Genomic DNA, 24,377 nt, shown 5'->3' on the forward strand with positions numbered 1-24,377 from the left:
ATCACATTCATACACTGTACGTGAAGTGAAGCCCTTCAGTCATTTAAAGCTAAAGAAAGAAGAAGAAGGCTTACAATTAAAAGAGGATGAGGATGATGAGTAGTGACGATTAGGAAAATCCCTAAAGGGTATCAATCAAAGCTCGATTTGATACAAACCGAACAAGCGATAAAAAAAGTGAAGGACTATTTTGAGAGCAATTTGGCCGAAGAATTGAATCTCATTCGTGTATCCGCCCCGATTCTTGTAAAAGAAGGGAACGGAATCAATGATAATTTGAATGGTGTGGAACGAATAGTTTCCTTTGACGCACTGGATGTAAAAAATACACAAATCCAAGTGGTACAATCATTAGCCAAATGGAAAAGACTGGCCCTAGCGAAGTATGGGATTGGCTTAGGGAAGGGATTATATACCGATATGAATGCCATCCGTCGAGACGAAATACTAAGCAATCTTCACTCCTTATATGTGGACCAATGGGACTGGGAAAAGGTCATTACAAAAGAACAACGGAACGTCCAAACCCTACAAGCGGAGGTTCGGAAAATTTATAATGTACTTCGATCCACAGAAATCTACCTTAATGACTTTTTCCCAGAATTAAAACCATCCCTTCCATTGAACATTCATTTCGTCACTACACAGGAATTAGAAGATCAATACCCAGACCTAACACCGAAACAAAGAGAGGATATCGTTGCCAAGGAGTATGGTGCCGTCTTTATCTCACAAATTGGTGGAGCACTAAAGTCAGGCAACAAGCACGACGGTCGTTCACCGGATTATGACGATTGGACATTGAATGGGGATATTGTTCTTTGGAATCCTACCCTTGAAATGGCATTTGAAGTATCGTCTATGGGAATTCGAGTGGATGAGGAAACCTTGAAAAAGCAGTTAAAACTAGCGGGTGCTGAGGAACGTGCGCAGTTAGAATTCCACCAAGCCATTCTAAACGGAGAGGTGCCATACACAATCGGTGGAGGAATTGGACAATCAAGATTATGTATGTTTTACCTGCAAAAAGCACATATCGGTGAGGTCCAAGTGTCCATATGGAATGATGAAATTCTTCAATCATGCAGGGACGCCAATATCCAATTACTATAGATGATAAAGTCCCAATAAGCTTCCCCTTATTGGGACTTTATTTACGCTGTTTTTGCCTTTTTCCAGACCCGAGTCATGATAAACGTGACAAGAGCAATTAATGCGACCACAATCAAACTAATGAAAAAACCAAGTCGTATACTTTTTTCAAAAATGGTGCCTGTCACAGCAGCAGCTAGTAAAATCAATCCGATCATACATAAGGTTTTATCCCAAGCCTTTAACGTAAGGATTTTTAAAGCAGAGAGGATGATAAATCCCCAGTTATACATCTGTAAAATTCCAGCTGCTGTTGTGATATAAGCATAGATTTTCCCTGGTAAAAGCAAGGCTGCAACAACCGAAGCTGATATTCCTAGTGTAGCAAGACCCAACGAAGGCAGCGGGACTTCTTTGCCTAGGAAAAGCTTCTTTTCTTTTTCAAAAATAGCCGGTGCATCCTTATCTTTGGCTAATGTTTTTAACAGGTTTGTTACTGTAAATAGTGAAGCGGTCATCGTTGAAAACCCAGCAGTGATAATGGCTGCATTAAACACATGTGGGAAAAATGGCAGCTTATAATGAGACAAGGCGGTGACAAACGGACTTTCTTTTTCATCAATTGCCTGATAAGAAACCATGGTAACAACAAGCCCCATTGATATCGCATAGATAATAGTTAATACAATAAGCATGATTTGCCCTGCTTTGGGAGCATCCTCTTTATTTTCAAGTTGCATCGACAATAACCCAATCGCTTCAATTCCCCCAAATGCATAAAACGCATAAAGAAGGGACGACCAAAAAGCCAGTCCACCTTTTGGAAAAATATCATGAAGGGAATTAGGTATTCCTGGCTGGTGTGTATCTCCACCGTGCACCCATCCGACCAATGCAGCAATCGCAAGAACAATAAACATAAGAATTGCTGCAGTCTTCGTGACAGCTAACACATTTTCTACCTTATCGAATCCTTTTGTACCTAATAAAACAACAATAATAGAAAGAACTGCATAACCTGCAGCAAATATCCATAAAGGAACCTTTGGAAACCAAAATCTGGATAAAATCGCTAGGGCCGTTAACTGACTTCCGATAATTAAAATCTTCGATATCCAGTAATTCCACCCGCAGCTAAATCCACCCCAGCGCCCGAATGCTTTTCCGGCGTAATAACAGAACGAGCCCTCCTGCGGATCTTCGGTTGTCATCATGGCTAAAAAATGATAAACCACATAGGTTCCAATGGCAGCTAATAAAAAGGAAATAACTATTGCCGGTCCAGTAATTTTCACTCCAATTCCAGATCCGAGAAAATAGCCTGTTCCAATCGTACATCCAATCCCAATGAGGCTCAGCTGCCACCATTTTAAATCCCCTTTTGGTGCATTACCCTTTGCTTTTCCACTACCACAGCTTACATTTTTCATGAAAAATCCTCCTTTAGAGCGTTCTTATTTTGTTACACAATCGCTCCCTTCAAACATTGTTATTTTTGGATATGTTTCTGTGTTCAAACAAAAGCTAAAAACAGGAGGTGAGGGAAATGGAGAGTCATGTAATTGGAGTTCATGAAATTATAGACTTGAGAGAACTAAATGCCTTTAAGGTGGCATGTTTAGCAGAGGCAAAAGCTCGACTCGACCGAGTAGAAAATCCGGATCTAAGAGAATTAGTGGAAGAAAACATTCGATTGGGAACATCCACGTTGACCCAAATGAGAGATATCCTGGCAAAGGCACAAACGAAAATGGATCAGTAGGAGGGATCGTATGGAGGTTAAACCTTTAAGCTTTTCAGACCATGTAATTGCAACAGATATGCTGTTTGAAACAACAGCATCAATAAAAGATCTTTCTGTAGCGATTACAGAAGCTACATCTGATGAGGTACATACATTTTTGCGACAAGAGTTACGAAACGCCATCGCTTATCATGAAAGAATATACGGATTCCTTCAGGACAGAGGCATTTATGATGCGTATAATATTCCTGAACAACTGAAAAAGGACATTTCGTACGCAACAGAAGCGCTTGAACAATAAATGGAGGTGAAGGCATGATAGACAATATAGGAGTTCACGAAAGTCTCGAGTTACACGAACTGTTAACCTTTAAAAGTTTATGTTTGACGAAATCAACAGTCATGCAAGCCTTAGTCACTGACCCAGCTTTAAAAGAATTAATGCAGGAGGATGTCACAGCGTCCTCCAGACATATTGAAGATTTAAAACGTCATCTCACGTAACGGAGGAAACGATGAACTCATTTATCGAAAAACTAACCGGTATGGCGCCATTAACAGATCAGGTCATTGCCACCGATTTATTAATGGCATCAAAAACGGCTGTGAGAAACTACTCACTTGCCATTACAGAAACCGCAACTCCGGAAATCAGGCAAACCTTAATTAACCATCTCGAGGATGCCATTGATACCCATCGGAAACTTTCTAAATATATGATGGAGAAAGGATATTATCATCCTCAGGATACACAAAAACAGCTTGAGGTGGACTTGAGAACGGCGGAGACGGCGCTGTCTCTATCGAACGACTAACGGGAAAGCTTGTGACAATTCGTCACAAGCTTTTTAAAAGAAAAGAATATATTTCATCTTCCCTCTTTTGTATACTAGGTAAATAGTAATGAAATGAGGTTGTGAAAATGAAATTGGAACATTCCTTTCTTACACCAGATATCCCTAGAGAAAAGAAATTATTATTAGAAGAATACCTATTTAAAGAAAACATGCAACGCTGTAAGCTGTTCGCTAGAATTGTCATCTTATTCGAAGTGATTTTACTTGGAATGAATATGGCGGAAACATACGATAAGAAACAAATTTTAGTTGATGGAAATACATATTTTTTTCTTTATCTTACTTTGGTCCTCATGGCTAGTACGATGCTTTTATTAATACGTTGGTTCGAGCAGCAGATCTCCCGGAATAAGTGGGCAAAACCTGTGTTATTAAGCCTTGTTAGTATGTTTTTAGTTTGGGGGGCAGTCGTAACGCTCGTGGACCAAAGAGAATACGGACATGTGATGGCGTTTGTTGTGAACTTTATGTGTGTATCGATTTTGTTTCACGCCACAAATAAAATCATTCTGGCTATTTACACACCGGCCATTCTCGTTTTAGGAATTGGATTACCAATGGTTCAACCTTCGAGTACCGTTGTGATGGGACATTTTATCAATTTAACTGTCTTCCTATTTTTCTGTTGGCTTGCTTCTCGAATGCTATATCGAAGCTATGTGACCAATTACATTAGTGAGCTACTATTAAAAGAATCCAACACCTCACTCGCCGAAAAAATAAAAGAAAACGAAAAGATGAACGTTAAGCTAAAAGAGCTTTCGATGTTAGACGAGCTCACAGGAATATCGAATCGAAGAGGATTTTATCAATATATTGAAAGTACACTGGTACGCTCACATCAGGAACGACCACTATCCATTCTCATGATGGACATTGACGCCTTCAAACCATATAACGATCATTACGGACACTTGCAAGGTGATCAAGTTATTCAAGCTGTTGGTAAAGTGTTAACCAAGGTAGTCGATGCCCCTTCTAGCATAGCTGCTAGGTTTGGAGGAGAAGAGTTTATTGTGGCTGTTTTTGATATGGAAGAAAAGGCTGTTCGTGGGTTGGCTGAGGAGATTCGGAATTCTGTGGAGGGGATGAGGTTGGAACATGGGTTTTCACCTGTGGCTCAGGTTGTCACCGTGAGTATTGGATACGTAACAGGTACAATAATGGAAGAAGAAGGGTTAAAACAGCTGATTGAACAGGCCGATCTTGCTCTTTACCGGGCGAAAGAAATGGGACGAAATCAAGTTGGTACCAATCAGGTCACAGTCTAATGGAGAGATTGCTAGAATGGTAGCAATCTCTTTTTATGATGTTAAAAACTGGACGAATCATTAGTGATTGGCGAAAATAAGATAAAGAAGAATAAACAGTGAGATAATAAATACATAAAAAGAAAAAGAGCTGATGGAATTGAGTATTATTTTAGCATTACTAGCAGCATTATTCGCGGCACTAACTGCTATCTTGGCCAAAATCGGAATTGAAAATGTAAATTCAAACCTCGCCACAGCCGTCCGAACAGTGGTGGTACTTGTTATGGCATTTGTCATGGTATTGGTCACCAAGCAGACGGATGCTTTGTTTGAAGTATCTGGAGAAGCGCTGTTTTACCTCGTACTTTCTGGGTTAACAACAGGATTATCGTGGCTTTGCTTTTTCAAAGCTATACAAATCGGGGATGTCTCAAAGGTCGTTCCGATTGATAAAGCAAGCGTTGTGTTAACGATTATTCTTTCGTTTATCGTTCTTCAGGAGCCAGCGACTACCCTTGTTGTAGCCGGGGGAGTGATCATTTCTGTTGGAACCTTTGTGTTAATTGGCAGAAATAAAGAAAAGAAAAAAGTTCGAGTGGGTCAATCGTATATTTGGTTGGCGGTACTCTCTGCCATCTTTGCTTCGTTGACAAACATTTTAGCAAAGATCGGAATCGAAGACGTGGACTCAAATGTAGCGACCTTTATCCGAACCGTAGTGATTATCCTGTTTGCGTGGGGAATTGTCTTTTTTCAAAAGACAGGTAAGGAGTTAAAAACCATTTCGAAACGATCGTACATATTTTTGATTTTATCTGGTGCCGCTACAGGACTTTCATGGCTCTGCTACTTTGCAGCACTTGCCTTTGGGAAGGTGAGTGTGGTTACGCCGATTGATAAGTTCAGTGTGGTAATCACGATGGTACTAAGCTTTTTTATTTTAAAAGAAAAGCCTACGAAAAATACGATTGCAGGGGCAGTTTTAATTACCATTGGAACAGCGTTGTTGATTATTTAGACATTCATTTGAGGATGTCTATTTATTTTTTGTAAATATAAAAAAAGTAGATTGACTAAAGGAGTGGAAGGTGGTATTTTTAGTTTAGTAATTTTAGTTCTTAATAAAGAACCAATCAGAACACATTAAAGAAAAAACTTGCAGGGAATTTTTTTGGATTATACGTTCTCTACTAAGAACGGTAAAATATATATAAACACAGAATGTTTGGAATCAGGAGGAAATATGAGCGCGATTGCTGGAATCTTAAACCTTAACGGGGAACCCGTCTCAATTGAACAAAGCACTGGCATGATGAAAGCTCTAGAAAAATTTCCTGCCAACGACATACAAACCTGGCACAAAGATAACCTGTTCCTCGGCTGCCATGCTCAGTGGATCACGCCAGAATCCATTGGCGAACAGCTACCATTCTATGACTATGAAAGACGTCTAGCCATTACAGCTGATGCAATCATTGACAATCGAGAAGAGCTTTTTCAACTTTTGCAGATTGATAGAGAAGATCGTAAGAAAATCACTGATAGTCAGCTAATTTTACTTGCCTATCATAAGTGGGGAGAGGAATCGCCAAAGTTCTTAGTTGGGGATTTTGCCTATGTGATTTGGGATGAGAAAGAGAAGAAATTGTTTGGGGCTCGAGATTTTTCGGGTGGGAGGACTCTATATTTTTATAGGGATGATGAAAAGTTTATTTTTTCAACAACCATTGAGCCATTGTTTTCTACTCCAAGGCTAGAGAAAAAAATTAATGAACTGTGGATTGCGGAATTTTTAGCAATTCCAGACATGAATGATACTGTGGACACTTATAATACAGCCTATAAAAACATTCAACAGCTTCCTCCCTCACATAGAATAAGTATAAATAATAGAAAAACAAAAATTGATAGATATATAAAGTTTAAAGAAGGTAATTACCTAAAACTTGGATCTGATAGTGAATATATAGAAGCATTTCGTGATGTATTTAATTCTGCAGTAAATTCTAGGCTTCGCACACACCTAAAAGTAGGCGCACATTTAAGTGGTGGATTAGACTCTGGATCGGTAGTAAGTTTTGCCTCACGGATTCTCCGAAACAGGAATAAAAGTCTGCACACTTTCAGTTATGTGCCTCCAAGTGATTTTAAAGACTGGACTTCTAATGCTTATATTGCTGATGAGAGCCCATATATAAAGTCAACAGTGGACTATGTTGGAAATATAAAAGATCATTATCTGGATTTTGTTGGAGAAAGCCCTTTAGCAGAAATAGACAAAACCTTAGAAATAAATGAAATGCCCTTCAAATTTTTTGGAAATGCAATATGGATTAGAGGTATTTTTGAAGAAGCCCAAAAAAATAAGATTGGAGTCTTGTTAAATGGGGGAAGAGGAAATCTTAGTATTTCTTGGGGGCAAACATTTAACTATTATGCTCATCTGTTAAGGACGATGAAATGGCGATGTTTAGTTCGTGAATTAAATATGTATAGCAGAAATATGCACAGTAGCAGGTTTAGGTTGTTACCGAAAATTGGGATGAATGCATTCCCAACTATTGGAAATTGGCTAAATAGAGAAAAGATCACGGAATTTCCATTGGTACTAAACCCGACTTTTGCCGAAGCTACAAAAATATATGAAAAAATTGAACACCACGGGATAGAAAGGGTTAGTAGACCGTATGGTGATGTAACTAAAAATAGAATAAATCATTTTAACGAAGTTTTTTCATGGAATGCTACAAATACGATCAGTACGAAATTGTCGCTTTATAACTCCCTTTGGAAAAGAGATCCTACAAATGATAGCAGAGTTATAGATTTTTGTTTGTCTCTTCCAGAGGATCAATATGTACAAAATGGGTTTAGTAGAGCATTAATACGTAGGGCAACCTTGGGTTACCTGCCAGATGATGTTAGATTAAACCAGAGCATTCGAGGAATTCAGGCGGCTGACAGTATTCACCGTATGAAATCTGAGTGGGACTCATTTATTTCTGAACTAGAGCTTGCTATTTCTGATAATGTACTTAAGGAAATAACAAATTCTCCAGTATTGAAAAGTTCTCTCGAGGTTTTAAAGGAAGGTCTCAAACCAAGTTTAATATTTGATTTGAACTTTACTATTCTAATTAGAATTCTTATTGTTTATAGGTTTATTAAAAAATATTCTTGAAAGGAGGTGATACTATGAAAAAGGAATGGAAACAACCCACTCTAGAAACACTTGATGTTTCACAAACAATGGCTTCTGCAAACTGGGGAAAATATGATGAAGGTTATAATGCTGCATTAGGTGAAGAGGGTCAAACTGGCGTTCACCATGGATCTTAATACTTAATGTTTTAGGAATGAATGCCCTTATACAGATAATTATGTATAAGGGCTTTATCAAATTTAAGATTGATTATATTTGGAGTGAACAATATTGTTAACTACTACAAATGAACTAATAGCTTATGAAGCGTTTGGGTTTAAAATCCATTCAAATATAGTGTTTTCAGAACTAAAAGAGCGGGCAATTTTAATTAATAAGGAACAACCAGATGTTATCATTTATAAAAAAGAAGTGGTAGAAACTAGCTCAAATCAAATGAAGTATTGGGAAGTTGATAAGAATAAGGTGATGTTTGAAGTTGAGAATATCGCAAAATTCACTATTGAAAGTGGAAAAAAGATTACTATAACTCCATTGGAAGACTACAATGAACAAATTGCAAAGATATATGTACTAGGCTCCTGTTTTGGTGCGTTACTTTATCAACGTAAAATATTCCCTCTGCATGGCAGTGCTATTGCGGTTGATGGGAAAGCCTATCTGTTTATTGGAGAACAAGGAGCAGGAAAATCAACAATTGCAGCAGCATTCTTGAATGATGGCTATAAACTTATCTCAGATGATGTTATTCCAATTTCAATTGGAAAAGACAATGTCCCAATGGTAACTCCTGCTTATCCACAACAGAAGTTATGGGAAGACGCACTGGATAAAATCGGAAGGGGTCATATGAATTATTGTTCTATATATGGAAGGGAAAGGAAGTATTGTGTTCCAGTTATAGACAGTTACTGTGCAACTCCTTTACCGATAGGAGGGATTTTTGAATTACAAAAGGTTCAAGGTAATGAATTAGAAATCCAATCCTTTAAGGGCTTACACAGTCTAAATGTACTTACAATGCATACCTATAGAAATCATTTATTGTATAGGATGGAGTTAATAGAATGGCATTTTAATATGATCTCTCAATTAACAAACTATGTTGAAATTTTACAGATTAAACGCCCCGAACAAAAGTATACAGCAGATTTAATTAAATCTAAAGTTCTATCCAAAATCTACAATAATAAGGAGTTTTCTAATTGAGTAAAAAGATAAGTTCTGATGACGTCCTAAAACAAAGTGGGGGAACTGTTGTAAGTCTTATGGGATCAGAAACAGTTATGCTATGTATTGAAAATGGTAAATATTATAACTTGGGAGAAATAGGTGGGGTGCTATGGAATTACTTAGAGCAACCTATAACAATCAGTTCTCTATGTAAAAAATTAGGGGATGAATATGAAGTAGAACATTCACAATGTGAAGAACAAGTACTATCTTTTTTGAATGATCTTTATAAAGAAGGATTAGTAGAAAGGAGCAAATAATGTATAACAATGAAGCTTATGAATATAATTAAACTATTTCTTGTAATGGATAATAGGAATAAACGGTTATTTTTTGAAGCGTTTATATATTTAGGGTGGGCGAGATACTTGAAATTTCTACCTTTTAATCAAGTGCTTTCTCGACTTGGCCTTGTGATAGGAGAAACATCTGTTAATAGAAAGAATCAAAAAAAAGATCTAATTTTAATTTCTAATGCAATTAATATAGTGAGTAAATACACTTTCTGGGAAAGTCAATGTTTAGTTAAAGCATTGGCAGGAATGAAAATGCTAGAGTTACGTGGAATAGAAAGTACTATCTACTTAGGTACGGCAAAAGATAACAATGATAGATTAATAGCACATGCATGGTTAAGAAGCGGAGATATATATATAAGTGGCCAAGAATCAATGGAGAAATTTACAGTTGTAGGGAAATTTGCGAAGAAAATAATAAAACATGAGGGTGCCCAAGTGTGAATAAATATAATCTTGATCTGCGAAATATTCCGAAAGAGCTTTTACTCATTATTGACATTATTAACGATAAGGAAATAGGAGATAAAAACCTTCTTGAAGATATTGATTGGGAAGCTTTTACTGACCTAATCTTACACCATAGATTATATCCCTACATTTATCCAATCCTATCAAATTATGTTGGAGATAAAATACCTAGAGTAGTTCTAGATAAATTAAAAATCTATCATAATTTTAATACTTTTAATATGATGTATCTTTCTGGTGAGATGGAAAAGTTAGCTAAAATCTTTAAGTCAAATGACATTCGAGCTATCTTTTTAAAAGGTCCATTTTTAGGGAGTTTTATTTATGGAGATATTAATCTTAGAACCTCAAGTGACATAGACGTACTAATACCTTTGAAAGATTTGGAAAAGGTTGAGGCATTTTTAGTAAAGCTTGGGTTTCAAAAGGATGACTATATCAAAACTATTTTAAATGATTGGAAATGGAGACATCATCATATAACATATTCGGATCCTACAAATAAGGTAAAAATAGAACTACACTGGAGGTTAAATCCAGGTCCGTCAATTGAAGCAACTTTTGAGGAGTTATGGGAAAGAAGGCAAACATGTGCTTTATCTAAAAATTACGCATATCAACTTAGTATAGAGGATATGTTTATTTTTCTAGTTACTCATGGAGCAAGGCACGGATGGTCAAGACTTAGATGGTTGCTTGATATTCATTACTTGGCATCCAAACAGATTAATTGGAGAGATACAAATGAGTTATTGAGAAAGTATAATAATAGCCATTTATGTGGGCAGGCATTAATATTATCCAGTAATATATTTAGGACTAAATTAACACAAGAACAAAAGAAACTTCTATGTAAAAGCAATACCTCGATGAAACTAGCACAAGGGGCAGTCTTTTATATTGAGAGAATGGTAAATTTGCATAATCACCCACTGCCTGAAGAAATAGCTCAATATCATAAAAAACACCTATTCTCATTGATGTCTACAAAACAAAAATTTATGACTGTATTAAGTTATCTTCATCCTTATCCATTGGATGCTGAATTATTTCCATTACCAAAACATTTACATATTCTGTATTTTCCGCTTAGACCATTATTATGGTTCTTAAGAAAAAAAGTGTTTCAATAAAAGGAGCTTGAAGATGAAAAAGATACTATACTTCACTAAAAAGATTCATCTTTTTGCGGGTAAGAAATTATATTTTAACTTATTTGGGATGATATTTATTAGCTTATTTGAGGGTGTTGGGATATTTTTGTTAATTCCTTTGATAAGTGTCTCAGGTCTACTTAACTTAAATTTAAAAGAAGATTCATCACTTAATTTATTTAACAACTTTTTTAATGGGTTACCTAATAATTTAGGATTACCAGTGGTTTTGGTTATATATACCTTATTACTAATTTTACATTCGGCCTTTCAACGAAATCAAACACGTTTAAATGGAGAAATACAACAAGGTTTTATTCGCCATTTGAGAGAAGAAACCTATAGGGGAGTACTTATTGCGAAGTGGGAATTATTCCTTAGATTAAGAAAGTCAGATATTATAAACTCGTTAACTACAGAGTTAAACCGTGTAGGCGCTGGAATACAAATGTTTTTACAGTTTATTACTTCACTTGCGTTTACCATGATACAAATTGGGATTGCTTTATTCTTGTCAGTAAAACTCACTGTAACAGTACTAATATTTGGAGTGATTTTACTCGTATTTTCTAAAAAGTTTCTCCAGAAAAATAACAAAATTGGAAATCAAACTGTAGAGCTTTCTAAAGCTTACTTAGCAAATGTTAGTGATCAACTTAACGGAATAAAAGACATTAAAAGTAATACATTAGAGCTTAGTCATATAAACAGGGTAAGCTCACTAAGTAAGGATATAGAAAATAATACTTTAGAAGCGATCAGGTTAAGAACAAATACACAGTTTATTTTTAAGGCATTTTCAGCTATTTTGATTGCAATTTTTGCATATGTTTCAATTGTTATGTTCCAAGCAGATTCGGCTAATTTAATGATCATACTATTAATTTTTAGTCGACTATGGCCAAGAGTAACCTCAATTCAGTTTAGTTTAGAACAACTAAACGCACTTTTGCCTTCTTTTGAAAATATAATTAAATTGCAAAAGGAAAGTGCAAGTGTAGCTGAATTAGGAGAGTATTTATATTCTGAACAGAAGAGAATTAGCATTCGAAGAGAAATAAAATGTATAAATGTTTCATTTAGATACGATACGAGTATGCCAGTTTTTGCATTAAGAAATATCAATCTCAGTATTAAGGCGAATAAAACCACAGCGATAGTTGGTCCATCAGGAGCAGGAAAGAGTACATTGGTAGATATAATAATGGGGCTTAATCAGCCAGAAGTTGGTTTGGTAAGTATTGATGGCTCAAAGTTAACAAGACACTTGCTGTTTTCGTTAAGAAAATCGGTCGGTTATGTTCCGCAAGATCCTTACTTATTTAATGGGACAATTAGAGAAAACTTAATCATGTTGGAATCTTCTGCGAACGAAGAAGAACTATGGGAAGCTTTAGAGTTTTCATCTGCAGCAGATTTTGTAAGAGAATTGCCAAAAGGGCTTGATACTTTAGTTGGGGATCGGGGACTTAGACTTTCAGGAGGAGAAAGGCAAAGAATAGTGTTAGCCCGTGCGATTTTAAGAAAACCTACTATTCTCGTTTTAGATGAAGCTACAAGTTCTTTAGACTCCGAGAACGAATGGAAAATTCAAAAATCCCTTGAAAAACTCAGAGGTCAAATGACAATTATAATAATAGCTCACCGACTTTCAACAATAAAAAACGCTGATCAGGTGATTGTATTAGATCAAGGTGAAATAATTCAATTTGGAGAGTACAATCAATTAGCTGCGGATCGAAAAGGTATGTTTAATCATTTACTTGGAAAACAACTTGAAGCGACCCTTTAATATTTACCAATTCTTAATTAATTTTAAATTAGAATTTTGTTGACTTGTTCTCTTTAAAGAACTAATATATTTATTATAAAGAATATTAGTTCGAAAAAAGAAGATTCCACAAAGGAAATCTATTTTTTTGTAGCGATTGTTCTTTATTTAGAACTATACAATACAAAGAGAACAAGGTGGTATGTATGGGGCGATTACAAACAGATCGACGCATGGCTAAGGAAATAAATCTAAAAGAAATACTTGGAGTTTTAAAGAAACGTGCTTGGATAGGAATAACCATCACGATACTAGCAGCCCTGTTTGGTTATTTTTACAGTTCGATCAATCAAACAACGCTGTTATATAGTTCATCTACTAATATCATTATAAATGCGGATGGAGGGCAACGAAAGACACTTGAAGTAATCATTAAGGACAAAACCGTATTAGAGAAGGTAATTACTCAACTTGGTATTGAAAGAACACCAGAATCTTTAGCACAAAGTATACAAGTTGGAAGTATAGATGAGACGCAAGTGGTAAAAATTAGTGTCATTGATGTAAACCCTGAACTAGCTGCAGAAATTGCCAATACTACTGCAAATGTCTTTATTCAAGAGATTCCTAATATTATGGATTTTGAAGATGTTAGAGTATTATCGGATGCTCAGATAAATCCAATTCCTATTAATGAAAGTAATGAAAACAAGATATTGGGGGCCGCCATTATCGGAGGCATCGTCATAGGGATAGGCTTAATATTTTTAGTGGACTCGCTTGATGAATCCATTCGCTCAGAGCAGGAAGTGGAAGAACTTCTAGAAGTCCCTATTTTGGGAAGTGTGTCCATCATGTCCAAAAAGAATATTAACAAAACCAAAAAGATAAATGTGAATAATCGAGGTGATTCTATTGGTATTTAGTAGACGTAAGCAATTAGCTAAGATTAAGAGAAGAAACTTAATTACGTACTCAAATCCAGAATCAATCATTTCCGAACAGTTTAGAACAATAAGAACGAATATTCACTTCCTAAATGAAGCTGAGAAAAACAATTTGCTGGTGGTTAGCTCTCCAGGGCAATCTGAAGGAAAATCAACCATTATTGCTAATACAGCTATTTCCATTGCTCAACAAAAAGAAAAAGTCCTTCTTATTGATGGAAACCTTAGAAATCCAAGTATTCATCAACTATTTAAAGTGAGTAATGAGGTTGGCTTGACAGATGTTTTAAGTGAAAAAACACCTTTTTGTGAAGCGATTACAAAATGTAATATCGATAATCTAGATTTATTAACAAGTGGACCGATTCCTCTGGATCCCGCAGAGCTACTTGAATCTGAAAAAATGAAAGAATTGTTATCCCATGTTAAACCACTCTATGACCTTATTCTGGTTGATTCACCATCAGTACTTGAGGTTACAGACACCAAGGTTCTAGCAAACTTGTGTGACGGAGTGATTCTAGTGGTACAAAAGGCAAAAACTAAATTGGAGGCAGCTCAAGAATCAAAGAAGGTGTTAGAATTTGCGAAGGCCCCTTTAGTTGGTGTAATTGTAAATCAAGTAAGCTAGTTTTTTTAATCGTTTTGTTCTTAATTGAGAATACCTATGTTCACAATAGAACAATCTGAAAGGTGATGCCTCCTAACCTATATCAATGGAGGCACTCGGTTATGCTGTGGGTGAAAAACCTTAGACGCGTGTCGTCGATAGTGTGATGTGAGGTGGGGTTAGATGCCCTGTTTTATTAATAAAAAACTTAACTATACGCTTTTACACAGAAAAACGTATAGTTAAGTTTTTTATTTTATTCCTAAGGAGTTCGATCAGTGATGGGTAATATTGATAAGTTTCCGAAGTCACTTAAAAAGACGGTGAGGTACATAAAACAAGAGGCAACACGTGAGCAGCTAGAAGAAATTAGGAAGATCATTGACTATGCGATTCAACGAAGAAATGTGACATTAGATTAAATAGTAAGACGAATAGGAGGGATAAAAATTGTCTTATAAGAAACGATTGTCATTATTTATATTAATTGATTCCTTCATTGTATTAACAGCCATCTTCTTTGGGTTCTTCCTTACGAACGCAAGTACTGGTGTTATCACAACACCAATTGTACTTAGCTCATTAGCTATCGTACTTAGTCATCATGTTTACTCATTGCTTTTACATGTTTATAAAAAAGCATGGGAGTATGCGAGCGTGGGAGAAATGATCATCATATGTAAAGTGGTGACGTTGTCTATACTGACAGCAGCACTTACTCAACAGATTATGCTTGGTGAAATCTTCTTCCGACTTTTGGCTGTCACATGGCTTCTTCATATGTCCATGATTGGTGGCTCAAGATTTTGTTGGAGAATGTATCGTGATAACTATTTGCGTTCATCTGAAGAAAAAAAGAGAGCTTTGATTATTGGTGCAGGTTCTGCTGGAACAATGGTGGCAAGACAGTTACTAAGAAGTAATGATTCAGTATTACAACCCGTTGCATTTATTGATGATGATCTCAATAAACATCAATTAGACATCCTAGGGCTACCAGTAGTCGGGAGCATCGACCAAATAACTAAAACAGTCGATTCACTAGGTATAGATAATATCATTATTGCCATCCCTTCTTTAGGAAGAAAAGACTTGAACATCATTTTTCAAGAGTGTGCGAAAACAAAGGCAAAAACTCAAATTCTTCCGATGTTAGAGGACATTGTGACAGGAAGAGTGTCTGTAAGTGGTATTCGGGATGTTGAGGTAGAGGATTTATTAGGTCGTAGTCCTGTCGTTCTTGATATGGATCGTATCTCGGAGTATGTTACGGATCGAGTTGTACTAGTAACTGGAGCAGGTGGTTCCATCGGGTCAGAGTTGTGTAGACAAATATCCTTGTTCTCACCAAAGAAACTTGTGTTGCTTGGCCACGGTGAAAATAGTATTTACTCCATTGAGCAAGAACTAAAAGAAAAGTTTGGGCACCTCCCAATTGAGTATGTTACGGAGATAGCTGATTTACAGGATGCTAAGAAAATGATGAATGTGATGGGAACTCACCATCCTGCAGTGGTCTATCACGCAGCAGCTCATAAGCATGTTCCTTTAATGGAGCGAAATCCAGAAGAAGCAGTCAAAAATAATATTATTGGTACAAGAAATGTAGCTGAAGCAGCTAGCTGGCATGGGGTTGAAACATTTGTCATGGTTTCAACAGATAAGGCTGTGAATCCGACGAGTGTGATGGGAGCAACGAAAAGACTTGCAGAAATGATCGTTCAAAATATGGATCAAAAAAGTAAGACGAAATTTGTTGCTGTTCGTTTTGGGAATGTACTTGGTAGTCGAGGTAGCGTCATTCCATTATTTAAAAAGCAGATAGCCAAAGGTGGACCAGTTACGGTCACCCATCCAGATATGATTCGATATTTCATGACCATTCCAGAAGCCTCTCGACTAGTCATTCAAGCAGGTGCACTAGCACGTGGAGGAGAAATCTTCGTATTAGATATGGGAGAACCCGTAAAAATTGTAGACTTGGCCAAGAATTTAATCAAGCTGTCAGGATATACAATAGAAGAAATAGGAATTGAATTTACAGGAATCCGTCCTGGTGAAAAGTTGTTTGAAGAGCTATTAAAGGATGATGAAGTACAGGAAAAACAAGTATTTCCGAATATATATATAGGAAAACCAGCTACGCTTTATCTCGAGGATATTGATAAGATTGTTCAAACCTTCCACACCATGGAGAAAGAAACGTTAAAAGAAGTGTTAATAAACCTAGCGAACAATAAGGTGAAGAGAAAGAAAGCAACTGTTGTATCTATTTCAGGATAAGAAAGGGGAAACAAATGAAAAAAGTAAAAAAGGCAATCATTCCAGCGGCAGGATTAGGAACCAGATTCCTTCCAGCGACAAAGGCGATGCCAAAAGAAATGCTTCCAATCGTAGATAAACCAACGATTCAATATATTATTGAAGAAGCAGTTGCTTCAGGAATCGAAGACATCATCATTGTAACAGGTAAAGGAAAACGTGCCATTGAAGATCACTTTGATAACTCGTTTGAACTAGAACAAAACTTAATTGAAAAGGGTAAATTTGAGCTACTGAGTGAGGTGCAAAAATCCTCACAAATGGCAGATATTCATTACATCCGTCAAAAGGAACCAAAGGGATTAGGTCATGCGATTTGGTGTGCAAGAAAATTCATTGGAAATGAACCTTTCGCTGTTCTTCTTGGAGACGATATCGTTCAAGCAGAAAAGCCATGTTTAAAACAATTAATCGATCAATACGAAAGATATCAGGCTTCCGTTCTTGGAGTACAAAAGGTTCCAATGGAAGAAGTATCACGCTATGGCATTGTTAACGGCAATGAAATTGGAGAGAGATTCTTTAGCGTGAATAGCCTAGTAGAGAAGCCTAAGATGGAGGAGGCTCCTTCCAATCTAGCTATTATGGGGAGATACATCTTAAATCCTAGAATTTTTGATATTTTAGGAGACCAGGGACCCGGAGCAGGTGGAGAAATTCAGTTAACAGATGCCATCGCAGGGCTAAATCAATATGAGGCAGTCTATGCTTATGATTTTGAAGGAACTCGCCATGATGTAGGGGAAAAGATGGGCTTTATTCAAACAACCATTGAATTTGCCCTTCAAAAGGAAGAGCTACGTTCTGACCTATTAAACTATCTATCAGCGGTGCTCGATAGACAACTAATAAAGTAGGTGTCCTATGAAAAGAAAAGTGTTGTTCTGTGCGACAGTTGACTATCACTTCAGTGCCTTCCATCTACCTTATTTAAAGTGGTTTAAGGAACAAGGATGGGATGTTCATGTAGCTGCTTCGGGAACAATCGAACTACCATTTGTAGATGAAAAGTTCAATCTCCCGATACAACGGTCACCTTTTCATAGAAAAAACATAGCTGCGTATAGCCAACTAAAAGAGGTTATCGATCGAAATGGGTATCAGCTCATACACTGTCATACACCAATGGGAGGAGTGCTTGCGAGACTAGCAGCTCGTTCCGCAAGACAGAAAGGGACAAAAGTGATTTACACCGCACATGGGTTTCATTTTTGTAAGGGATCACCCATCCCTAACTGGATGGTCTACTACCCTATTGAAAGAGTATTATCTTACTTAACGGACTGTTTAATTACGATTAATGAAGAAGATTATCACTTAGCCACCTCCCATCAGTTCAAAGCAAAGCTAATTGAACATGTACATGGGGTGGGGGTGGATACAGAACGGTATACACCAGTATCCAACTTTCATAAAGAAGTGTTAAGGGCAGAGCATCGTTATGATACCGATGCTTTTTTAATGTTTTACGCGGCCGAGTTTAATACAAATAAGAATCAGCAGCTTCTAATTCATGCACTTGCACATGTTAAGGAGCACATTCCTAAAGCGAGACTACTGTTAGCAGGAGAAGGACCTCTGCTCGAGCAAAGCAAACAGCTATCAGAACAGTTAGATGTTTTAAGTATGATCGATTTTTTAGGATACCGTAGGGATATCGAATCTCTATTAAAAATGAGTGATATAGTCGTTGCGTCTAGTAAAAGAGAGGGACTTCCTGTGAATATCATGGAAGCAATGGCATGTGGGTTACCAATTATAGCTAGTGTTAATAGGGGACATATAGAGTTAGTAAGTGATGGTGTAAATGGATTTACAGTTGTAAATGATAACTTTCAGGATTTTGGATCGAAAATTTTGAAGCTATATAATTCGGTGGATATGCGAGAAAAAATGGGAGCTGCTAGCGTTAAATTAGTAAAAAAGTTTTCATTAGACCAAGTTAGTACAGAAATAAAAGAAGTGTATTCAAACTATATTGCGGAGGAACGTCGTGAAGCCGAAAGTAAGTATAATCGTGCCTATATATAACGTGGATAAATATCTTAGTAGATGTTTAGACAGTATCTTAAATCAATCACTAAAGGAAATTGAAATCATTGCTGTCAATGATGGCTCAACCGATAGGTCCTACGAAATCTTACTTGATTACCAAAAATCGGATCCACGACTCAAAGTCATAAATAAAAAAAATGGTGGAGTATCCGCAGCTAGAAACACTGGATTAGAACAAGTTTCTGGAGAATATATAGGTTTTGTTGATCCGGATGATTGGATTGATAGCTATATGTATGAAGAACTATATAAAACTGCTCAAGTTGAAGAAGCTGATGTTGTTATGTGTAGTTATATTAGAGAATTTGGTAGTCATTCAAAGAAAAAGCAGTTTCATATGCCTGAACAAGTGAAGATTACCGGTGAAGAAGTTCATAAAAAAATATTAAGAAGGTTAATAGGACCATTGGGTGATGAAGTAAGGAATCCAGAATTACTAGATGCATGGGGGACCGTCTGGTCAAAGCTATATAGTGCTAACTTAATTCTTGAGAATAAGATAGTATTTACTGACTTACATGAGATAGGAACCAATGAAGATTCTTTATTTAATATAGAGGTAATGTACCTTACACAAAATTTTGTATTCATCAATAAGTATTTTTATCACTACTGGAGAGAGAACAGTACCTCCTTAACCTCTAATTATAAACCTAATCTATTGAGTCAATGGGAATGTCTTTTTAATAAACTATCAACATTTATTGAAGAAAAAAAACTTGGTAATGACTATAGTCAAGCACTCAGTAACCGTATTTGTCTTAATACTCTTGGTCTTGGATTAAATGAATTATTTGAACAGAACCAACATGTATCAATAAAGATGAAAAAAATAAAAAAGATCTTACACCATCAACAAATAAGAAGTTCCTTTACTAATTTAGACTTAAGTCAATTTCCATTAGTTTGGAGAGTCTTTTATTTTTTTGCTAAATCAAGATTTGTAGCGGGTTACTACTGTTTATTAGTAACCATAAATATATTAAGAAAGTCGTTAAGATAGGAGGATCGGCGTGGAACCAATAAGAATACTTCAAGTAGTAACCATTATGAATCGTGGTGGATTAGAAACCATGCTGATGAATTACTACCGCCAAATCGATCGAACTAAGGTTCAGTTTGATTTTATGGTTCATCGGGAAGAAAAGGGTCACTATGATGACGAAATCCTTAATCTAGGAGGAAGAATCTATAACATGCCACCTATTCGTCCTGGTAACTATCAAAGATATTTCAGCCTATTAGATGATTTTTTTCAATCGAACATATATAAAATTGTCCATTCGCATATCAATGAAAATAGTAGCTTTGTTTTAAGAGCAGCTAAAAAAGCTGGAGTGAAAGTAAGAATTGCTCATAGTCACTTGAGTGATTTAGGAATCGATTTAAAGCTTCCATTCAGACTCTATGCTCGATATTATATGAAGCAAAATCCTACAACTTACTTTGCTTGTTCCAAAAAGGCAGGGGAATGGCTTTTTGGAAGAAGAGTTTCCAATGATAATAAAGTGAAAGTCCTTAATAACGCTGTAAATGTTAAAGAATTCAAGTTTAACTCAGAAGTGAGAAATTCACTAAGAAAAGAACTAGGCATTGGCGAAGATCAGTTAGTGATTGGTCACATCGGTAGATTTAATAAGCAAAAAAATCATGATTATCTAATTGATATTTTTCAATCAGTCTATAAGAAAACACCTAATTCCATTTTATTACTTGTGGGGGATGGAGATTTAAGGAATGTGGTTGAAGAGAAAGTGAAAAGTTTGGGTTTATCTGAGAATATAAATTTTTTAGGGGTCCGTGAAGATATTTCTAACTTAATGAATGCAATGGATCTTTTTCTTTTCCCATCATTATTCGAAGGTTTGCCAGTCGTGTTAATAGAAGCACAAGCAGCCGGACTAAACTGTATTGTGTCAGATTCGATTACTAAGGAAAGTGATGTCACTGGAAGGGTAGAGTTTATAAGCTTACAAGCTTCTCCCGAATATTGGGCAAATAAAATACTATCAAAAACTCATGAGCATTATGATACAACCATGCATTTAAGAGAAAGTGGATATGACACGAATAGTATGGCTAGTTGGCTTGAAAATTATTATTTAATGGAAGCAAAGTGATAGGAGGAGTAGTCTTGAAGCCCCTTTTAACTATTTTCACCCCTACCTACAATCGTGCATATACTCTTCATTTATGTTATGAAAGTCTTCAAAGGCAAACTTGTAAGGAGTTCATTTGGTTAATCATAGATGATGGATCAACTGATAATACAAGGGAATTAGTGAAACAGTGGATCACTGAGGGTACTGTACCTATTAAGTACCACTATCAAGAAAATCAAGGTATGCACGGGGCACATAATGCAGCCTATGAATTGATAAAAACCGAGTTAAATGTTTGTATTGATTCAGATGACTATATGCCCGATGACGCTGTTGAGAAAATAGTACAATATTGGAATAGGTATGGTAGTAATAAATATGCTGGATTAATTGGCCTTGATGCTACCCCTGAAGGGCAAGTAATCGGTACAAGAATCCCAGAACAATTAAAAGAAACAACATTAACTGATTTATATGCAAAGTTCAAAGTTAAGGGAGATAAAAAACTTGTATATCGATCAGAGTTAACTAAAAAAACTCCACCATACCCCCTTTTTAATGGTGAAAAATATTGTCCATTAAGTTATAAGTATATTTTAATTGATCAAGAATGTCCGTTACTAGTTATGAACGAAGTTCTCTGCCATGTGGAGTATCTTGAAGATGGGTCGAGTATGAATATGATCCATCAATACAGGAAAAATCCATATGGATTCGCCTTTTTTAGGAAAGAAGCAATGAAATACGCACCTACAATGAAAGATAAATTTAGAGAGTGTATTCATTATGTTTCTAGTAGCCTAATGATAAAAAATAATAGATTTTTAATCGAATCACCAAATAAAGTATTTACAGCATTAGCCATACCATTTGGTGTTTCATTATATCTGTTCATTAATAAAACACAAAGAGCAACAGTAATAAAGCAGTAAATTACTTCCTATACAATGCTGAAAGGTAGTTACACATGACCTTTTTATGGTGGAATCTTGCTATTGTTTTTATATTTTCGTTTTTTGCTAGATATTTCTCAAATCCAGTCGTTGTAAAGGGTGTGCTAATAAATTTTAGACCTAATCGATTATTAGTGGCAGGCGTTATGTTATCGCTAGTAGTCATTGCAGGACTTAGAAAAAACATTGGTGATACCTTCTTTTATATGCACTCATTTAAAGTTAGTACTTTTACATGGGATTCAATAGTAAAAGATAAAGACTTTGGTTTCGGAATTCTTCAAATGCTATTAAAAAATTATTCAACTGACCCTCAAACGCTAATTTTTATAACCGCGTTAATAACTAATATACTTATCGTTTTGATACTATCCAGATATTCAGGTTTTTTTGAATTAAGCACCTATGCCTATATTACAGGTGGCTTATTTCTTGTTTCTATGAATGGGATACGACAGGTGTTAGCCGCGGCAATCATATTTACTGCTACGCGTTTTATCATTAGTGGGAACTGGATCATGTATTTTATTGTTGTTTTAATAGCTGCTACTTTTCATCAAAGTGCACTTATACTTTTACCTATTTATTTTTTAGTAAGATACAAAGCGTGGTCTAAGGCGACAATTATTCTATTATTCTTCTCGGTTATTATTGTCGTTGGATTTGATTTATTTTCTTCTCTATTGTTTTCAGCAATTGAAGATACACAGTATGGACATTACTCAAACTTTAATGAAGGTGGAGCCAATGTTGTACGTGTAGCTGTGTATGCAGCTCCACTTGTAATTGCTTTCCTAGGAAGGGAAAAGCTTAGGGAGATATTTCCCAGTAGTGACTATATAGTAAATATGGCTCTCGTAGGGTTAATATTTATGATTATCTCCATGCAAAACTGGATATTTGCCCGTTTTTCTATTTATTTTAATCTGTATCAACTTATTTTAGTTTCTTGGGTTGTACAGGTTTTTAGAGAAAAGGAACAAAGGTTTATATATTATCTGATAGTAATTTTTTATTTCCTATATTATTTCTATGAATCTGTAATAAGTCTCAATATTATTTATGAAAGTAATTATCTGTAGAAGATAAAGAGGGGTGAATATATGGCCATACTTGTCACGGGTGGAGCAGGCTACATTGGAAGCCATACCTGTGTTGAACTATTAAATGAAGGACACAATATCGTTGTTGTTGACAACTTCATTAATAGCAAACCAGAATCTTTGAATAGAATAAAGAACATCACAGGGAAAGACTTCAAGGTTTATTATATCGATCTTTTAGATGAGAAAGCACTTAGTAAAGTATTTGAAGAAAACGAAATTAATGCGGTGATACACTTCGCTGGTCTAAAAGCAGTAGGAGAATCGGTGAATGTTCCACTATGGTATTACTACAACAATATCACTAGCACAGTGATTCTTTGTAAAGTGATGAGCAAATATGGAGTGAAAAATCTGGTTTTTAGTTCATCTACAACGGTATATGGTATACCAGAAAGTGTACCAATTACAGAAGACGCCAGTTTATGGGCAATGAACCCATATGGTAGAACAAAATTGATGATTGAGGACATTCTAAGAGACTTATACGAATCTGATAAAAGCTGGAGCATCGCTCTATTAAGATACTTTAATCCAATTGGAGCACATGATAGTGGATTAATCGGAGAGGATCCAAATGGTATACCTAACAACCTAATGCCTTATATTACGCAGGTGGCTGTTGGAAAACTTAAAGAGTTAAGTGTCTTTGGAAATGACTATCCAACAAAAGATGGAACAGGGGTCAGGGATTATATCCATGTAGTTGATCTGGCAAAAGGCCATTTAAAAGCAGTAGAAAAGGTGAAGGAAACAAAAGGAATTGGTGCGTACAATCTTGGAACGGGAAAAGGATACAGTGTTCTTGATGTCATTCAAGCTTTTGAGCAGGCTTCACTGGCTAAGGTTCCTTACAAAATAGTAGAACCTAGACCCGGAGATGTCGCCTCTTGCTTTGCAGATCCAACAAAGGCAAAAATGGAACTGAACTGGGAAGCGGAAAAAGGAATAGAAGAAATGTGTGCCGATGCTTGGCGATGGCAACTAAAAAATCCAAATGGATATGAAGAAGACCCTCACTTTACAGGAAAAAGTGGGGATTTTTTATTTGGGGAAAAAGTTGAAGAAACAGTAAAGTGAGGAAAAAACAGTGGGAATACAAACGCAACAAAAATTTAAAGAATTGCTTGTGGAGCTTTATTCAAAAGGGCAGGAGTCAGATATACAAGTGAATGACATGATTTCAGAAATACAGCAAAGATTGAATGAACTTTTAGAACCTAAAAAGCAAATTCTACCCTAGGAGTAGGA

Annotated in this window: 27 protein-coding genes; 26 read left to right on the forward strand and 1 reads right to left on the reverse strand. The window is 36.0% G+C overall.

Annotation, left to right across the window (positions count from 1 at the left end):
- The first annotated feature begins 108 nt into the window (after window positions 1-108).
- Window positions 109-1,113, forward strand: a complete 1,005-nt coding sequence (asnA, locus tag BKO01S_RS15910; protein WP_232311260.1) for an aspartate--ammonia ligase — start codon at window positions 109-111, stop codon at window positions 1,111-1,113.
- 41 nt (window positions 1,114-1,154) lie between these two features.
- On the opposite strand, the gene BKO01S_RS15915 is transcribed toward asnA, so the two are convergent.
- Window positions 1,155-2,522: an amino acid permease gene (locus BKO01S_RS15915; RefSeq protein ID WP_066056194.1), complete on the reverse strand. Its 1,368-nt coding sequence runs from the start codon at window positions 2,520-2,522 to the stop codon at window positions 1,155-1,157.
- A 116-nt stretch (window positions 2,523-2,638) separates the two neighbouring features.
- Here BKO01S_RS15915 and BKO01S_RS15920 point away from each other — a divergent pair, with 116 nt between their 5' ends.
- From BKO01S_RS15920 to BKO01S_RS24445, 25 genes are all read left to right on the forward strand, one after another.
- Window positions 2,639-2,854 carry a hypothetical protein gene (locus BKO01S_RS15920; protein WP_066056197.1) on the forward strand — a complete coding sequence of 72 codons (216 nt, stop codon included), beginning with the start codon at window positions 2,639-2,641 and terminating at the stop codon, window positions 2,852-2,854.
- A 10-nt stretch (window positions 2,855-2,864) separates the two neighbouring features.
- Window positions 2,865-3,137, forward strand: coding sequence for a spore coat protein (locus BKO01S_RS15925; protein ID WP_066056201.1), 273 nt, complete (start codon window positions 2,865-2,867; stop codon window positions 3,135-3,137).
- 14 nt (window positions 3,138-3,151) lie between these two features.
- Window positions 3,152-3,340 (forward strand): hypothetical protein, encoded by a 189-nt coding sequence (locus tag BKO01S_RS15930; protein ID WP_066056205.1) that lies wholly within the window; start codon window positions 3,152-3,154, stop codon window positions 3,338-3,340.
- A gap of 11 nt (window positions 3,341-3,351) precedes the next feature.
- Window positions 3,352-3,651 (forward strand): spore coat protein, encoded by a 300-nt coding sequence (locus BKO01S_RS15935; RefSeq protein WP_066056207.1) that lies wholly within the window; start codon window positions 3,352-3,354, stop codon window positions 3,649-3,651.
- 107 nt (window positions 3,652-3,758) lie between these two features.
- Window positions 3,759-4,964 (forward strand): sensor domain-containing diguanylate cyclase, encoded by a 1,206-nt coding sequence (locus tag BKO01S_RS15940; RefSeq protein ID WP_066056209.1) that lies wholly within the window; start codon window positions 3,759-3,761, stop codon window positions 4,962-4,964.
- 133 nt (window positions 4,965-5,097) lie between these two features.
- Window positions 5,098-5,964 (forward strand): EamA family transporter, encoded by an 867-nt coding sequence (locus BKO01S_RS15945; RefSeq protein ID WP_198158830.1) that lies wholly within the window; start codon window positions 5,098-5,100, stop codon window positions 5,962-5,964.
- Between the two features lie 225 nt (window positions 5,965-6,189).
- Window positions 6,190-8,127, forward strand: coding sequence for an asparagine synthase-related protein (locus tag BKO01S_RS15950; protein ID WP_066056212.1), 1,938 nt, complete (start codon window positions 6,190-6,192; stop codon window positions 8,125-8,127).
- Window positions 8,128-8,141: 14 nt separating this feature from the next.
- Window positions 8,142-8,285, forward strand: a complete 144-nt coding sequence (locus tag BKO01S_RS24435) for a paeninodin family lasso peptide (protein ID WP_157077394.1) — start codon at window positions 8,142-8,144, stop codon at window positions 8,283-8,285.
- 94 nt (window positions 8,286-8,379) lie between these two features.
- Window positions 8,380-9,318 (forward strand): phosphoenolpyruvate carboxykinase (ATP), encoded by a 939-nt coding sequence (locus BKO01S_RS15955; protein ID WP_066056215.1) that lies wholly within the window; start codon window positions 8,380-8,382, stop codon window positions 9,316-9,318.
- Entirely contained in the window at window positions 9,315-9,602 is a 288-nt protein-coding gene (locus BKO01S_RS15960) for a lasso peptide biosynthesis PqqD family chaperone (protein WP_066056218.1), read from the forward strand. Before BKO01S_RS15955 ends, BKO01S_RS15960 begins: the two co-directional genes overlap by 4 nt.
- An 18-nt stretch (window positions 9,603-9,620) precedes the next feature.
- Window positions 9,621-10,082 carry a lasso peptide biosynthesis B2 protein gene (locus BKO01S_RS15965; protein ID WP_066056355.1) on the forward strand — a complete coding sequence of 154 codons (462 nt, stop codon included), beginning with the start codon at window positions 9,621-9,623 and terminating at the stop codon, window positions 10,080-10,082.
- Window positions 10,079-11,242, forward strand: a complete 1,164-nt coding sequence (locus tag BKO01S_RS15970; RefSeq protein ID WP_066056221.1) for a nucleotidyltransferase domain-containing protein — start codon at window positions 10,079-10,081, stop codon at window positions 11,240-11,242. The genes BKO01S_RS15965 and BKO01S_RS15970 overlap by 4 nt, the downstream gene beginning before the upstream one ends.
- 13 nt (window positions 11,243-11,255) lie before the next feature.
- Window positions 11,256-13,055, forward strand: coding sequence for an ABC transporter ATP-binding protein (locus BKO01S_RS15975; RefSeq protein WP_066056226.1), 1,800 nt, complete (start codon window positions 11,256-11,258; stop codon window positions 13,053-13,055).
- A gap of 185 nt (window positions 13,056-13,240) precedes the next feature.
- Window positions 13,241-13,960: a YveK family protein gene (locus tag BKO01S_RS15980; RefSeq protein WP_066056229.1), complete on the forward strand. Its 720-nt coding sequence runs from the start codon at window positions 13,241-13,243 to the stop codon at window positions 13,958-13,960.
- Window positions 13,941-14,612, forward strand: coding sequence for a CpsD/CapB family tyrosine-protein kinase (locus BKO01S_RS15985; RefSeq protein ID WP_232311255.1), 672 nt, complete (start codon window positions 13,941-13,943; stop codon window positions 14,610-14,612). The genes BKO01S_RS15980 and BKO01S_RS15985 overlap by 20 nt, the downstream gene beginning before the upstream one ends.
- A 257-nt stretch (window positions 14,613-14,869) precedes the next feature.
- Window positions 14,870-15,013, forward strand: a complete 144-nt coding sequence (locus BKO01S_RS24440; RefSeq protein ID WP_157077395.1) for a hypothetical protein — start codon at window positions 14,870-14,872, stop codon at window positions 15,011-15,013.
- A 28-nt stretch (window positions 15,014-15,041) separates the two neighbouring features.
- Window positions 15,042-16,874, forward strand: coding sequence for a polysaccharide biosynthesis protein (locus BKO01S_RS15990; RefSeq protein WP_066056234.1), 1,833 nt, complete (start codon window positions 15,042-15,044; stop codon window positions 16,872-16,874).
- Between the two features lie 14 nt (window positions 16,875-16,888).
- Window positions 16,889-17,770, forward strand: coding sequence for a UTP--glucose-1-phosphate uridylyltransferase GalU (gene galU / locus BKO01S_RS15995; RefSeq protein WP_066056237.1), 882 nt, complete (start codon window positions 16,889-16,891; stop codon window positions 17,768-17,770).
- Window positions 17,771-17,777: 7 nt separating this feature from the next.
- On the forward strand, window positions 17,778-18,944 hold the full coding sequence (locus tag BKO01S_RS16000; protein WP_066056240.1) for a glycosyltransferase family 4 protein: 1,167 nt from the start codon (window positions 17,778-17,780) through the stop codon (window positions 18,942-18,944).
- Complete coding sequence (locus BKO01S_RS16005) at window positions 18,907-19,971, forward strand: glycosyltransferase family 2 protein (protein WP_066056243.1); 1,065 nt, start codon at window positions 18,907-18,909, stop codon at window positions 19,969-19,971. The genes BKO01S_RS16000 and BKO01S_RS16005 overlap by 38 nt, the downstream gene beginning before the upstream one ends.
- Window positions 19,972-19,981: 10 nt before the next feature.
- A complete protein-coding gene (locus BKO01S_RS16010) occupies window positions 19,982-21,088 on the forward strand; it encodes a glycosyltransferase family 1 protein (protein ID WP_066056246.1) in 1,107 nt (368 codons plus the stop codon).
- Window positions 21,089-21,102: 14 nt separating this feature from the next.
- Window positions 21,103-22,002 carry a glycosyltransferase family 2 protein gene (locus BKO01S_RS16015; RefSeq protein WP_066056249.1) on the forward strand — a complete coding sequence of 300 codons (900 nt, stop codon included), beginning with the start codon at window positions 21,103-21,105 and terminating at the stop codon, window positions 22,000-22,002.
- Between the two features lie 35 nt (window positions 22,003-22,037).
- Window positions 22,038-23,105: an EpsG family protein gene (locus tag BKO01S_RS16020; RefSeq protein WP_066056252.1), complete on the forward strand. Its 1,068-nt coding sequence runs from the start codon at window positions 22,038-22,040 to the stop codon at window positions 23,103-23,105.
- 21 nt (window positions 23,106-23,126) lie between these two features.
- Entirely contained in the window at window positions 23,127-24,206 is a 1,080-nt protein-coding gene (galE, locus tag BKO01S_RS16025) for a UDP-glucose 4-epimerase GalE (protein WP_084362109.1), read from the forward strand.
- Window positions 24,207-24,216: 10 nt separating this feature from the next.
- Window positions 24,217-24,369, forward strand: coding sequence for a YwzD family small protein (locus tag BKO01S_RS24445; RefSeq protein WP_157077396.1), 153 nt, complete (start codon window positions 24,217-24,219; stop codon window positions 24,367-24,369).
- The last annotated feature ends 8 nt before the right edge of the window (window positions 24,370-24,377 follow it).

This window comes from Robertmurraya korlensis NBRC 107688, assembly GCF_001591645.1.
Lineage (GTDB): Bacteria > Bacillota > Bacilli > Bacillales > Cytobacillaceae > Robertmurraya_A.